Origin of the sequence: Sinorhizobium arboris LMG 14919, from assembly GCF_000427465.1 — a bacterium.
Lineage (GTDB): Bacteria > Pseudomonadota > Alphaproteobacteria > Rhizobiales > Rhizobiaceae > Sinorhizobium > Sinorhizobium arboris.
The window spans coordinates 2,687,081-2,700,685 of record NZ_ATYB01000014.1 but is presented as its reverse complement, the minus strand read 5'-3'; the positions used below and the strand labels follow the sequence as shown (position 1 = coordinate 2,700,685).

Below are 13,605 nucleotides of genomic sequence, written 5' to 3'. Positions count from 1 at the left end.
GCGCGCTCACAATATGGGGGTCGCCCATTTCCTTCTCAAGCTCATGGTTTCCAAGTCCGAGTTCTGCCGAAAGGCTACCGTTTATGGACGGAAATCAGCTAGGTTTTCCGGGCGTCAACTCCGCAATCAGCGGGTATTCCTGCCCGCCGGCCCCTGCTTCGTCAGCCGGAAATCGTCGATGCGTCCGGGCGGCGCGGCCACAACCTCTCCCTTTTCGATGAGCCGGTCGCGCGGGCTCTTGCCCGTACTCTTGAGGGGCATATCGCCGCCGAGAAGTGCGGTCGCTCCGTCCAGTTCCGGGTCGATAAGGCTGATCGGCTGCGTCTTCACGATATCCTCGTTGGCAAGCGGTTTGCTGACGACCAGGTCCTTCAGACCTTCCGCGCCAGGAACGTCCGTGGTCGCGGCCGCTTCGCCCAACAGCTTGCGGATGTCCTTCTCGACATAGAAGGCCAGTTTGCGCTTGCCGGCCTTCGTCAGATTGATGCCGTCCGACCCCCTGAGGCGGACCTGCTGACCGTTGATGTCAGAGCCGGTCAGAACGAATTTGCCTTCCTCATCGACGAAGCCGTCCCAGATGTCGATGAACTGACCGCCAATCTTCTCCACCTCTTCGCGGTAGATGCCGTTGAACGTGACCATGTCTGCGGTCATGGATGTCGACTGGAAGGGCGGCATGCCCACCCAGAGCACCGGAAGATTGTCCTTGCGCGCAAGCGTCGCCAGCGCACTGACGCGCTTTCGGTATTCCTCCGTCCAGGCGTCGGTCCGGAACTTTTCCTGCGCGTCCCCGATCCGCATCATCTGGCGATCATTGGCGCCGAGGCTTACGACGATGACGGAGGGTTTGAACTCCCTGATGTAGTCGGGCAGCGCCTTCGGCCAGTCGAAATAGTCGTTGCGGACGATGCCCGAGGAGCCGTTGGCCCGCGTCTCGATCACGATGCCCGGCGTCGTTTCGAAAGCAACCTTCAAACCGTCGCCAAGGCTGCCCGCAACGAAGTCTCCGACAACCAGGACCTTTTTGGCGTCCGGAGATTTCTCGACGACGACCGGCGCCTGCGGCGGCGCCGCTGCGGGCTGCGGCTTGGCCCGGCTCGGGCGGGGCTGCCTTGCTTCCGACGGCTGCGCCCGGCGCCTCTGTATGCGCTGCGGCTGCGGCTGCCGGCGAAAATCGTACTGATCCTCATAGTAGACGCGTCTTTGCGGCGTGAAGACGCCGAAGAGTCTCTGCAGCACGTTGCGTCGGGGCACGCGCTCCTGCGCCTCGGCCATAGTGGCAAAGAAGCCGGCGATGACCATGGCTGCCGCGCCCACCCCGACAGGGGCCAGTCGAAGCAAACGCGAAAGCAGCGCCTTTCCCCGGTATCGGATCGTCAGCATGGTCATTTCACCGTCGAATGGCAGACATTCCCGGAAGCATACGCCAAATCACGGCGATTGGCACCGTTTGATCGGGAATCGCCGTGACCGGAGAGAGCCAGGGCTGCGGTCACCTGCGCAGCGCGCGCAAGAGACGCTGTGTCGGCTCGCCGTCCGGCGTCAGGCCGTTCTGCGTCTGAAACGCCTGAATTGCCGCTTTCGAGCCTGAGCCGAAATTGCCATCCACCTCTCCGTCGTAATAGCCGAGTTCCTTCAGGCGGCTCTGGAGCTCGAATTTCTCGCTGATGTCGAGGGAACCGTCCGGACGCGGCCAGCGCTGCTGCATGCCGGCATAGCCTGCGATCTGATCGGCGAGAAGCCCGACCCCGAGCGCATAGGAGTCCGAGGCGTTGTAGCGCTTGATGACGAAGAAGTTCTTGGTCATCAGAAAGCCGGGACCGTTGCCGCCGCCGGGCAGCTTCAACTCGGCCCGCATCTGCGGATTGCTGAAACCCTTGCCGCCGGGGCGGGCGAAACCGAGGGCCGCCCACTGGGCGAGCGTCTTCGTCTGGCCCGAATATTTCGCCGCATTGGCTGGCGGGACGACTTCGTAGCCCCATGTTTCGCCGGGGCGCCAGCCGTTCTTCCGCAAGAGGTTGGCGGCGGTCGCCAGCGCGTCCGGCACCGAGTTCCAGATGTCGCGATGACCGTTTCCGTCGGCATCGACGGCATAGAGCAGATAACTCGTGGGAATGAACTGGGTGTGCCCCATCGCACCCGCCCAGGAACCCGTCAGTTCCCGCGGGGTGATGTCGCCGCTCTGCAGGATCTTCAGTGCCGCGATGAGCTGGGTCTTGGCATATTTCGACCGCCTCGAATCGGCATAGGCAAGAGTCGCCAGCGCTCGCGGCACATAGTGCAGCCGGTCGTCCTTCTGGAGAATCGCGCCGTAGTTCGATTCCATCGACCAGATGGCGAGCAGGATGGATTTGTCGACGCCGTAGTGTCGTTCGAGGGCGTTGAGCGTGCGCGCATGCTTCGCCGCCATTTCCTGTCCTATCCGCTTGGTGTACGGATTGACACGCGCGTCGATATACTCCCAGATCTTGTGCTTGAATTCGGGCTGATAGGCGGCCTTTTCAAGCACGGCAGGGTCGGGCGTCCTAACACCGGCAAAGGCCTTGCGATAGGTCGCCTGAGTGATGCCGCTTTTGGCAGCCGTTGCATAGAAGTTATTGATCCAGTTCTGAAAACCTTGATCCGCACGCACAGGCGACGACCCAAAAGCGGCGGCAACAACGAGAGCGGCGGCGATATGTCGGAAGAACGTCCTGCGGTTTCTCATCATCTGCTGTCGGTTCCGTTTCTCGGTGGAGCGTTCAGCCGGCGTTCATGCCGGAGCGACTACTCCGAAGTTCGCAATTTGCCCGCACCAGGCCACCGGAAAGGGCGGTATGCGGCTCTTCCAGGGACCGGACGGCGCTAGCCGCATGCGGTCATGGAGAAGCCTACAGAAACGAAGTCAACAAAGTCTTTACCATGAAAAATCCGAGTCGTCTTCCTTCGCAAAAAATTGGCAATCGGCGACTAAACCCCATTCAATTTCCTGTCTCAAACTAGACTGAGAAGCACTGCAAGGAGGTGCCAATGACCGACAAGCGTAAAGTCCGCAAAGCCGTTTTCCCCGTCGCAGGTCTCGGGACCCGTTTCCTTCCCGCGACCAAGGCGGTTCCGAAGGAGATGCTGACGGTGGTGGACAAGCCGGTCATCCAATACGTCGTCGATGAGGCGCTCGAAGCCGGTATCGAGCATCTGATTTTCGTGACCGGCCGCAGCAAGGCGGTCATCGAGGACTATTTCGACATCCAGGTCGAATTGGACCAGACGCTGCGCGAGCGCAACAAGAAGGCGGAGATAGAGCTCCTCGAAGCCATGCTGCCGAAAGCCGGCACCACGAGCTTCACCCGCCAGCAGGCGCCGCTGGGCCTCGGCCACGCCGTCTGGTGCGCCCGCGATCTCGTCGGCGGCGAGCCCTTCGCTCTGCTCCTGCCGGACATGATCATGAAGGGTGAAAAGGGTTGCCTCAAGGGTATGGTCGAGCTTTACGAGAAGACCGGCGGCAACGTCGTGGCGGTCGAGGAGTGCGCGCCCGACCAGGCGCATAAATACGGGATCGTCGGAGTGGGCGAGACGGTCGGCGACGGTTTCAGAATCACCAGGATGGTCGAGAAGCCGGCCCGGGGGACGGCTCCGTCGAACTTCTTCATCAATGGCCGCTACATTCTGCAGCCGGAGATTTTCCCGATTCTGGAGACGCAGGAACGCGGCGCCGGCAACGAGATCCAGTTGACCGACGGCATGGTGAAGCTTGCCGAGACGCAGGCCTTCGCCGCCTATCACTTCCGCGGCGATACCTATGACTGCGGTGCCAAGGACGGCTTCATCCTGGCGAACGTCGCCTTCGCTCTCGAGCGCGGCGACATTCGCCCCACGGTCGAGGGACCGCTCAAGACGCTCCTGCAAGGGCTGAAATGATCCCGCTCAGATAACAAGGAGTGCGCCGCGCCACTGCGTGTCTCGCCGATTAAAGGACCAAGACATGTAACGGGCGCGGCCTTCCGATCAGCGCCGCAACGTCAGGCCGACGCCCACGCGCGCGGTGTCGCTGGAGGCGCCCTGATCCCTTTCCGTGCGCTCGTAGCTGACGTCTCCGGTAAGAGCGAGATAGCGGCTCATGTCCCAGGTGAGCCCCGCGCCGGTTCGCCAGGTTGTCTCGTCGGAGGCGGTGGCATCCGAAGGAAAATCGCGCAGAGTGACGCTGTTCGAAAGCCGGCCGACGAGAGTCGAGCGCAGCTGATGCGTGACCACGTTCGTCAGCTCGTAGTTAATCGATCCCGCCTCGCCGGGGGTGGTCGACGGATCGACATAGGTCAGCATGCCGAACAGGACGTCGGTGCCGCGCTGAGGCGACCAGTTGACGCGGCCGTCGAGCGACAATCCGCGCAGGTCTCCGAGCCGTGCGTCGTCGAAGCGGAAGGTCTCGTAACCGAGCGCCAGTTCTCCATTGAGCTTCTCGCCGAGATCGACTTCCATGCCGGCGCGTCCCGCATAGCTCTCATAGGAGCGCTCGAAGCCGAAAGTATCGCGGCGCAGATCGTAGATCGACTTGCCGACGGAGGCCTCGAGAAACGGGATGAGCGCCGGCGAGAGCTCGTAGCCTATCCGCCCGGTGAGCGTTCCCAGATTGCGGTCGCGGTCCTCCTGCGAAAGCGTCGTGCCGTCGTCGAGCTCGACATCGCCATAGGTACGGCGCTCGAAATCCACGCCGAGCGAGCCCCGAATGAGACCGAGGTCGCGCTCGACCGCGGCGCCGAGGCGATAGGTGTCGACGCCGGATTGGGTGTCGGCATTGGCGATGGCGTTCGGATCGTTCGCGTCCTCGCGTTCGAAGCTATAGCCCGCCCTCAGCCTTGCGATGGTCTGCGCGCCGAGGTCGAGGCGCAGTTCGGCGTCGATGTCTGCGCGCGGCTCTTCTCTGCCCTCACCGGATATGTTGTCCTGGACCACGCCTTCGCCGGTGATGCTCAGCTGGTGGCGGGACCAGTCGGAAGTGAGCGACCCCTTGAGCCCGGTTTCCATGAAGCTCCGGCTCTGGCTGCTGCCGCCATTCTTCTGCCGCTCATGGTTGAATGTTTCGCTGAGCGCCGGCTTCAGGACGAAAGTGCCGATGCGTATGCCGGGTGCCTGACCGTCATCGGGGTCGATCCGCCTGCGCAGCCCGTCGATCGTCTCCTCGCGCCGGTTCAGGCGATTGAAGTCCTCGTCGAGGGCCGGCGGAAGGTCGGTGCCGGCAACGGCGCCGGTCGCCTGCGGGTCGACGGTGGCGGGAACCGGCAAGCCCGCCGGAGCGGCGACAGAGGCGCCCGCCAGCGGCGGCTTGTCGAGGCTTTGCGCGCTCGCAGGCGAACAGGCCAGAAAAGCACAGCCCGCAACGAGCCACGCCGGCGGTTTCAAGCGCAAGGCGCCCGTCATGATCGAGCGTGAGATATTGGGCACCATGCGCCGTGTGTCCGCGAAACCTGATTGCAATCGTTTCGCAATCGTAAAGGCGCGTGGTTAATCAATCGTTTCCGTACGGCACGTTCAGATCGCGGTTTTCCAACGTGCTCAGGCCTGCTCGACCGTCAGGTGCCGGCCGCTGCCTGCAACGATGCGCACGCGCGTCCCGGCCGGAAGATCGGGGCCTTCGACGGACCAGGTCGTGTCGTCGAGCCGGACGCGTCCGCGGCCTTCCGCGATCGGCTGCTCGAGCACCGCCGTCCGTCCGACGAGGCTTTCGCCGCGCTTGTTGAGCAGCGGCTCGTCGCTCTCGGCGGAAGACGAGACGAAGCGCCGCCCGAGGAGGACAGAGGCGACCGAAAGCAAGGCGAAGGCAACGAGCTGTACCTGCCAGCTCCAGAATGACGCCTCCCACAAGAACAGCGAGAGAGCCCCGGTGACGAGCGCGGCGAGCGCAATCCACACGAGGAAGACGCCAGGCAGGATCAGCTCCGCCGCCAGCAGCAGGAGGCCCAGGACCCACCAGCTCCAGGGGCCGAGTTCGAGGATGATGCGTGCAATCATCGGCGATCCTCAGGGCGTTTCCGAAGGAACGGACGGCCCTGTTCGGGGCGTGGACTGGCGCTGGCGCGGGGAGGACGCCGCGCCGTCGCCGAAGACTTCCTTCGCGATCGCGCCTATGCCGCCGAGAGAACCGATGAGCGAGGCGGCTTCCATAGGCATCAGGACGATCTTCTGATTGTTCGCCGTTCCGATCGAGGCAAGGGCCTCGGTATATTTCTGCGCGACGAAATAGTTGATCGCCTGCACGTCGCCGGCGGCGATCGCTTCGGAGACCATCCGGGTCGCCTTTGCTTCCGCCTCCGCCAGGCGCTCGCGCGCCTCCGCCTCGCGATAGGCGGCCTCGCGCTGGCCCTCGGCCTGGAGGATCGCCGATTGCTTCGCGCCTTCGGCACGCAGGATCTGCGCATTTCTGGAGCCCTCCGCTTCAAGCACCTGCGCGCGCTTCTCGCGTTCCGCCTTCATTTGCCGGGCCATGGCGTCGACCAGGTCTTTCGGCGGTGCGATGTCCTTGATCTCGATGCGGGTGATCTTGATGCCCCAGGGGTTGGCGGCCTCGTCTACGACGTGAAGCAGCCGATCATTGATCGTGTCGCGGTTCGAAAGGAGTTCGTCGAGGTCCATTGAACCCATGACGGAGCGGATATTGGTCATGGTCAGGTTGAGGAGCGCGTTTTCCAGATCGGCCACCTGATAGGCTGCCTGTGCTGCATTCAAGACCTGGTAAAAGGCGACCGCATCCGCCGAGACGCTCGCATTGTCCCTGGTGATGACCTCCTGCGTCGGAACGTCGAGCACCTGCTCCATCACACTCAGCTTCGACCCGATGCGATCGATGAAGGGGACGATGAGGTTGAGCCCCGGCTCCATCGTCCTCGTGTAGCGGCCGAAGCGTTCGACCGTATAGCGATGGCCCTGCGGCACGGTCTTGATCCCGGCAAAGAGCACGAGGATCACGACAACGACGAACGCGACGACTGCGATATCCATACCGCCCATGACAGCCCCTTCCTTTTGCAACTCCAAGGCTCGGAGTCGCGCCCGAATCATCAGGTGGCGATTCGCCCGGATAATTCAAGCGTGACTGCAATGTCCGCCCGCACTCCACCTCGTTCGATCGCATGGCGTTTCTGCGACGCCTTGCGCGCGGCAGATGTCGTCGCGTCAGGTCCCATTATCGGCATCATCGAGGTGGCGGATTGCGTGGTAGAGCTTCACCTGCCGGCGGGATAGCGCCGCCCACGCATCCGCGGTCGCAGGGCGCGGTTCGACCTGTTCGGCAAGGCGCGACATGGCGTCGGCGGCCTCGCCGAAATGCCGGTACCAGCCGGCGCCGACGGCAGCGGACATGCCGGCGCCGAGCGCGGAGGCTTCGTTGGAAAGGCTGCGAATGACGGGCAAACCGCTGGCGTCGGCGATCATCTGCCTCCAAAGCGGGCTGCCGGCGCCGCCGCCGATGACGAAGATGCGGTCGGCGGCTACTCCCATCGATTTCATCTCGGAAAGGGAACGGACGAATTCCAGCGTGATGGCTTCCATCGAGGCACGATAGAGATGGCCCATGCCTGTCTCCGGACCCATGCCCGTGAAGGTGGCGCGGGCATCGGCGTCCCAGTGCGGATCCATGCAGCCCATGAGATAGGAGCAGACGGTAACGCCGCCCGAACCGATGTTCAGACTGCCCGCCTCCGCTTCGAGCCGATCGAAAATGGCCGGGTCCGAACGGCCGCCGGCAAAGGTGTCCAGCAGCCAGTTTACGAAATAGGCGCCGGCGCGCTGGCAGCTTTCTAGCAGATAGCCTTCGCCACTTGGCGAGACCAAGGTGCGCCAGTGGCGGCTGAGCCTGCGCGTCGGCGACCAGCAGCCGCCGACGACGGCCGTGCCGAGATTGAGATAGACGACGCCGGGCTTGATCACATTGACCCCGAGGCCGGCGCAATGGCCATCGCCGCCGCCGGCATAAACCGGCATCCCCGCCGCCAGGCCCGTCGTCCTCGCGGCATCCGCGGTCACACGGCCGATCAGGGTGCCCGGGCGGTAAAGCGGCGGCAGCTTGGCGAGCGGAATGCCGAGATAGTCGAGAATTTCGCGCGACCATTGCTTCGTCTCGATATCCATGAGGCCGAAGGGATCGCCGCTGGTCCAGCTTGCCGCGGCTTCACCCGTCAACTTCTGAGTCAGGAAATCGTGTGCGCTCAGAATATGCGCTGCGCGGTCCAGCAATTCCGGCTCGTGCTGGCGATAATATCGAAGGCGATAAACGCAGGGAATGACATCGACCGGCTTGCCCGAGATCGCATGCAGCCGCTCGCCGCCGAATTCGTCGGCGAGCGGCTGCACCACATCCTGCGCGCGGCGGTCGAGCCAGAGAGTCGCCGGGCCTAGCGGCTTTCGGTCCTCGCCGAGCAGAACCATCGTTTCGCGCTGGTTCGAAATCGCGATGCCATCGACGCGGGCGGGATCGATCTCGTGCATGAGCGCTGACAGCGCCTGGCAGGCGGCCGACCACCAGTCGTCGGCGTCCTGCTCCGCCTTGAACGGATGCGGTGTCGAAATGCGGTGCAGTGCGCGGCCCTCGGCCCGCGGTGTGCCGTCGGCCGTCCAGGCGACCGCCTTGACGGACTGAGTCGATGAATCCATGCCGATGACATAGCGTTCGTCCGGCTGCATGCGCACCTCCTCCGCGACGCAAGACCACGCGGGTCCCTTCCGTCCTCCTCAGGCCGCAGCCGATGCGGCGGCCTTTCCTCCCTGTCCGCCTGACTACCGGTCGGGCAGCCCGTTCATTCCGCCAGCAACGCCTCCCCCGTGGCGATGTCGGTAACGAAGTGGGTGGCGTAGCCGGCTTCGAGCGTGGCGGTGATCGCGGCGATCTTGACCGCGCCGCCGGCCACGCAGATACGGCTCGCCACCTGCTTCAGCTCGTCGAGTGAGATGCCGACCATCCGTTCGTCATGGTCGCCGCCGATCGCAGCACCATGCGCATCGATGAAGCGTCCGATAATCACAGCCGCGGCGCCGCGCGCCACGTAGTCGTCGATCTCCTCCTTGCTGGCAATGCCGGAGGCCCGCACCGTGCTCTTCGGCCCGATGTCGCCGACGCCGAACAGAATGCGGTTGGTCGAATGCACCAGGTCCATCTGCTTCCGGAGCACCGGCTCGTTGAGCAGCGCCGCCTTCAGTTCGCGCGTCGACAGCACGGCCGGCGCCAGCAGGTTGACGCAGCGCGCGTGGATGCGGTTCGAAAGCAGAGAAGTGCAAAGCTCGGGCGAGAAGTTCGGCTCGCCGGTCGAGCTGCCGGAGACCTGCACCACAGTCAGGTTGCCGACCGGGCGCGTCAGCGAAATGCGGTCGGCGACGGCGAGAACGGTGCGGCCCCACGCGACGCCGATCGTATCGCCATCCTCGATCTGATCGGCCAGCACGCGTGCGCCGGCATCACCGAGCCGCTGCGAAAGGCCTTCCTCGTCGCCGCTCGGAATGACGAAGGCGCCCTGGAGGGCGAACTTCTGCATCAGGGCGCGGGCGATGCTGGTGCGACCACCGGCCTTGGGATTGATATTAACGGAGACGATGCCTCGCTCTCGCGCCTCTTGCAGGTAATTGACGATGGTCGCGCGTGACACGTTGAGCTGCTTGGCGATCTCGCTCTGCGTCATCTGGTCCGCATAGTAGAGCCACGCGGCCCACATGACGGCATCGTCGAATTCGGTTGGCACGCCTGCCGGCAATTCCTCGCCGGTTCTGCCTGAAGTCTTGTCCCTTGCCATGCCGTTATCTGGCAGAGGGCGGTGGCATTTGTCAATCATGTCTGTCATGTGTATTGACATATGCCAACGCGTGTTGTCACATGCTACGAAATTGGAGAGCGGACCGAGGGAATGGAAACGGCAAGCCAGCGGAATATCGCCGCAGATGCGCCCGAAGGAGGCTGGACGGCGCTCATCGACGACATCGTTGACGGCAACTGGATCAACCCTGAGACGGGCAGCCGGGCGACCGTTCCCTACGAGAAGATCGTCATCAAAGAGAGCCTCGATGGCGCGGAGGCCGATCTCCTCGCCGGTCTCGGGCTCGGCGAGCGCTATGCGGTGGTCGCGGACGAGGCTACCTGGGACGCGATGGGCGGGCGCGTCGCAACCGCACTGAAGAGCCTCGGTCCGATCGATACCGTCATCCTCGACCATCCGCATGCAGACATGGGCACCGTGAACGACCTGACCGAGAGGCTTGCGAAAGCGGACGCCGTGGTCGCGGTCGGTTCCGGCACGATCAACGACCTCTGCAAGTTCGTCACCGGGCGCACCCATCGCCGCTATGCCATTTTCGCGACGGCCGCCTCGATGAACGGCTACACGTCCACGACGGCCTCAATCACATTGGAAAACGGCCTCAAGGTTTCGCTGCCGTCGCATGCGCCAGCCGGTTTCTTCGTCGATCTCGCGGTGACCGCCGCGGCACCTCGCCATCTTTCGGCAGCGGGTTTTGCCGATTGCCTCGTGCGCTCTGTCGCTCAGATCGACTGGTGGATGTCGCACCGGCTGATCGGCAGCCTCTATTCGGGCGTACCCTACATCATTCAGGATGCCGACGAGCGCGCGCTGAACGCGCGTGCGGCCGGTATCGCTCAGGGTAGCATCAGCGCGAACGGCTATCTTCACCGCGTCCTTACCCTTTGCGGCTTCGGCGTCTCCTTCACCGGCATGTCGAATCACGGCTCGATGGGCGAACATCAGGTCTCGCACTACATCGACTGCTTTGCCGGCGAGAACCATCCGGGCACGCTGCACGGACAGCAGGTGGGCGTAGCTACGCTCACCATGGCGCGGCTGCAGCGCATCTTTCTCGACAGCGACAAGCCGCCGGTCATCCGCCCCACGAGGATCGACCCGACGGACATGGCTCGACGCATGGGCGGCGACATCGCCCCGCAATGCTATGCCGAAATCCAGCCGAAGATTTTCGATGAGCGGTCCGCCGCTGAGATCAATGAAAGGCTCACCGGTCTCTGGCCGACGCTCCGCCGGGAACTGGAGGCCTTCGCGCTGCCGGTGGCCGAGATGGAGCGGCTCTTGCGGGAGGCCGGCGGCCCAATGACGGCGGCCGATCTCGGCCTGCCTGCCGACTTCTACCGCGAGGCCGTGCTGCACTGCCGCGAAATGCGCAACCGTTACACCTTTCTCGATATCGCCGCCGACGCAGGCCTCCTCGAGGATTTCGTCGCAGGAGAGGTCTGAAGCGATGCGCGCGGTTGACGAGATGCCGATCGATGTCGCCGCTCAGGTCACGGTGCTCTTCGCCGACATCGACGATACGCTGACCAATGAGGGTCGGCTGCCGGCCGCAGCCTATGGCGCTATCGAGCGCCTGACGGAAGGAGGGGTCAGGGTGGCCCCGATTACCGGGCGGCCGGCGGGATGGTGCGACATGATCGCCCGCATGTGGCCGGTTGCGGGCGTCGTCGGCGAAAACGGCGCATTTTATTTCGCCTACGACCGGACGAAGCGCCGCATGCGCCGCAGCTTTGCCATCGCAGATGCCCAGCGCGTCTCCAACCGCGAGAAGCTAAACCGGGTGAGCGCCCGCATCCTCGCCGAGGTGCAGGGAGCGGCGATCTCCGCCGATCAGCTCTACCGCGAGGCCGACCTCGCAATCGATTTCTGCGAGGATGTGCCGGCGCTTCCGGCATCGGAGGTCGACCGGATCAAGCGTATCTTCGAGGAAGAAGGCGCCGTTGCCAAGGTCTCCTCCATCCATGTCAACGGCTGGTACGGGGCCTATGACAAGCTGACCATGACGCGCCGCTTCGCCGCCGACATTCTCGGCGTCGACATCGACGATGAGCGCGACAGGATCGTCTTCGTGGGCGACAGCCCGAACGACGCGCCGATGTTCGGCTTCTTCCCCAATGCCTGTGGCGTCGCGAACGTTCTCGCCTTCACGGGCCGCATCGATGCGGAGCCTGCCTTTGTGGCCACGCGCGAGGGCGGCCACGGCTTCGTCGAAGTGGCCAACCGCATCCTCGACGCCCGTTCGGGAAGGCACGCGGCATGAGCGGCGCGGTCTACGACATCGCCATTATCGGCGGCGGCATCAATGGCGCAGGCGTGGCCCGCGATGCGGCCGGCCGCGGCCTGAAAGTGCTGCTTGCCGAACAGTCCGATCTCGGCTCCGCCACCTCATCGGCCTCGACGAAGCTTATTCATGGCGGCCTGCGCTATCTCGAACACTACGAGTTTCGGCTGGTGCGCCACGCTCTTGAAGAGCGCGAACAGCTCTGGAGGATCGCGCCGCATATCATCTGGCCGCTGCGCTTCGTGTTGCCGCACCGCAGGGGGCTGCGTCCCGCCTGGCTGCTGCGGCTCGCCCTGTTCCTCTACGATCATCTGGGGGGGCGCAAGCTTCTGCCGGGGACGAAGACGCTGCGGCTGAGAAGCGATCCCGCGGGCGAGCCGTTGCGCGACGTCTCCGCGATAGGTTTCGAGTATTCCGATTGCTGGGTGCAGGACAACCGGCTTGTCGTGCTTAGCGCGCGCGACGCGGCGATGCGAGGCGCGGATATCAGGGTACGCACCCGCTGCATCGCCGCTCGCCGCGAAGGCGACCTTTGGCGGCTGGAGTTCGAGGATGCCGAAACCGGTCTGAAGAGCGAGGCGATGGCCCGCGCCCTGATCAACGCCGCAGGCCCCTGGGCCGACAAGGTCGTGTCCGATGTCGCCGGCATCGGCACGCGGGGCCGCGTGCGCCTCGTGCAGGGCAGCCATATCGTCGTCAGAAAACTCTACGACCACGATCGCTGCTACATCTTCCAGAATCCGGACGGCCGCATCTTCTTCGCCATTCCCTACGAAGAGGACTTCACCCTGATAGGCACGACGGACCGGGACTACCAGGACGCTCCCGAGGCGGTCGCGGCCTCGGCTGAGGAGGTCGACTATCTGCTTGCCGCAGCATCGTCCTATTTCCGCACGGAGCTTTCGGCAGCCGACCTCGTCTGGACCTATTCCGGCGTACGCGCCCTGTTCGACGACGGCGCTGCCAACGCCCAGGAGACGACGCGCGACTACGTTCTGCAGCTCGACCGGCCGGGAGCGCAGGCGCCGATGCTCTCCGTCTTCGGCGGCAAGATCACCACCTATCGCTGCCTCGCGGACGATGCTCTGGACAAGCTCGCCACGATTTTTCCGGACTGGAACAGGCAGCGAGGCTGGACGGCGACGCAGCCGCTGCCGGGCGGCGCCTTTCCGGCCGGGACGGCCGATGATCTCGCAAGAGCCATTCTCGCCGAGCACCCCTACCTTACGGGACGGGAGGTGCGCCGCCTCGTGCGCCATTACGGGCTGGAGGCACGCGACATCCTCGGCAAGGCCCGCGATCGCGCCGATCTCGGCCGCGATTTCGGAGGCTCGATGACCGAGGCGGAAATCGCCTTCCTGATGGAGCGCGAATTTGCGCTGACCGCGGCCGATGCGGTCTGGCGGCGCACGAAGTCCGGATTGCGGATGACGAACGAGGAGATCGAGGCGCTGGACCGCTACATGCAGGAGCGGCGCGTCGCCGGCGCGACCGCGCGCGCCGTCCTGAAAAAGGCGGCGGGCGCATAAGGAGGAGACGACGGCGCTC

Annotated in this window: 11 protein-coding genes; 4 read left to right on the top strand and 7 right to left on the bottom strand. The window is 64.3% G+C overall.

What is annotated here, in order from left to right; all coding sequences use genetic code 11:
* Positions 1 to 126: 126 nt before the first annotated feature.
* On the bottom strand, positions 127 to 1,389 hold the full coding sequence (locus tag SINAR_RS0124395) for an SGNH/GDSL hydrolase family protein (protein ID WP_028001513.1): 1,263 nt from the start codon (positions 1,387 to 1,389) through the stop codon (positions 127 to 129).
* Between the two features lie 103 nt (positions 1,390 to 1,492).
* Entirely contained in the window at positions 1,493 to 2,710 is a 1,218-nt protein-coding gene (locus SINAR_RS0124390; RefSeq protein WP_028001512.1) for a lytic murein transglycosylase, read from the bottom strand.
* Between the two features lie 299 nt (positions 2,711 to 3,009).
* On the opposite strand from SINAR_RS0124390, the gene galU reads away from it, so the two are divergent.
* The gene (galU, locus tag SINAR_RS0124385) at positions 3,010 to 3,897 is read left to right on the top strand and encodes a UTP--glucose-1-phosphate uridylyltransferase GalU (protein ID WP_028001511.1); all 888 of its coding nucleotides are present in this window, start codon (positions 3,010 to 3,012) and stop codon (positions 3,895 to 3,897) included.
* Positions 3,898 to 3,984: 87 nt separating this feature from the next.
* Here the strand turns inward: galU and SINAR_RS0124380 are convergent, their stop codons facing one another.
* From SINAR_RS0124380 to SINAR_RS0124360, 5 genes are all read right to left on the bottom strand, one after another.
* A complete protein-coding gene (locus tag SINAR_RS0124380) occupies positions 3,985 to 5,421 on the bottom strand; it encodes an outer membrane beta-barrel protein (protein ID WP_028001510.1) in 1,437 nt (478 codons plus the stop codon).
* 108 nt (positions 5,422 to 5,529) lie between these two features.
* Positions 5,530 to 5,985, bottom strand: coding sequence for an NfeD family protein (locus tag SINAR_RS0124375; protein WP_028001509.1), 456 nt, complete (start codon positions 5,983 to 5,985; stop codon positions 5,530 to 5,532).
* Positions 5,986 to 5,994: 9 nt separating this feature from the next.
* On the bottom strand, positions 5,995 to 6,981 hold the full coding sequence (locus SINAR_RS0124370) for an SPFH domain-containing protein (protein ID WP_028001508.1): 987 nt from the start codon (positions 6,979 to 6,981) through the stop codon (positions 5,995 to 5,997).
* 165 nt (positions 6,982 to 7,146) lie between these two features.
* Entirely contained in the window at positions 7,147 to 8,652 is a 1,506-nt protein-coding gene (locus SINAR_RS0124365) for a xylulokinase (protein WP_028001507.1), read from the bottom strand.
* A 113-nt stretch (positions 8,653 to 8,765) separates the two neighbouring features.
* Positions 8,766 to 9,752: a sugar-binding transcriptional regulator gene (locus SINAR_RS0124360; RefSeq protein WP_033057554.1), complete on the bottom strand. Its 987-nt coding sequence runs from the start codon at positions 9,750 to 9,752 to the stop codon at positions 8,766 to 8,768.
* Positions 9,753 to 9,863: 111 nt separating this feature from the next.
* Between SINAR_RS0124360 and SINAR_RS0124355 the strand changes: the two genes are divergently transcribed.
* From SINAR_RS0124355 to glpD, 3 genes are read left to right on the top strand one after another with little or no spacing between them, the layout of a single operon-like run.
* Positions 9,864 to 11,219: a sn-glycerol-1-phosphate dehydrogenase gene (locus SINAR_RS0124355; RefSeq protein WP_028001505.1), complete on the top strand. Its 1,356-nt coding sequence runs from the start codon at positions 9,864 to 9,866 to the stop codon at positions 11,217 to 11,219.
* A gap of 4 nt (positions 11,220 to 11,223) precedes the next feature.
* Complete coding sequence (locus tag SINAR_RS0124350) at positions 11,224 to 12,036, top strand: HAD-IIB family hydrolase (RefSeq protein WP_028001504.1); 813 nt, start codon at positions 11,224 to 11,226, stop codon at positions 12,034 to 12,036.
* A complete protein-coding gene (gene glpD, locus SINAR_RS0124345; RefSeq protein ID WP_028001503.1) occupies positions 12,033 to 13,586 on the top strand; it encodes a glycerol-3-phosphate dehydrogenase in 1,554 nt (517 codons plus the stop codon). The genes SINAR_RS0124350 and glpD overlap by 4 nt, the downstream gene beginning before the upstream one ends.
* The last annotated feature ends 19 nt before the right edge of the window (positions 13,587 to 13,605 follow it).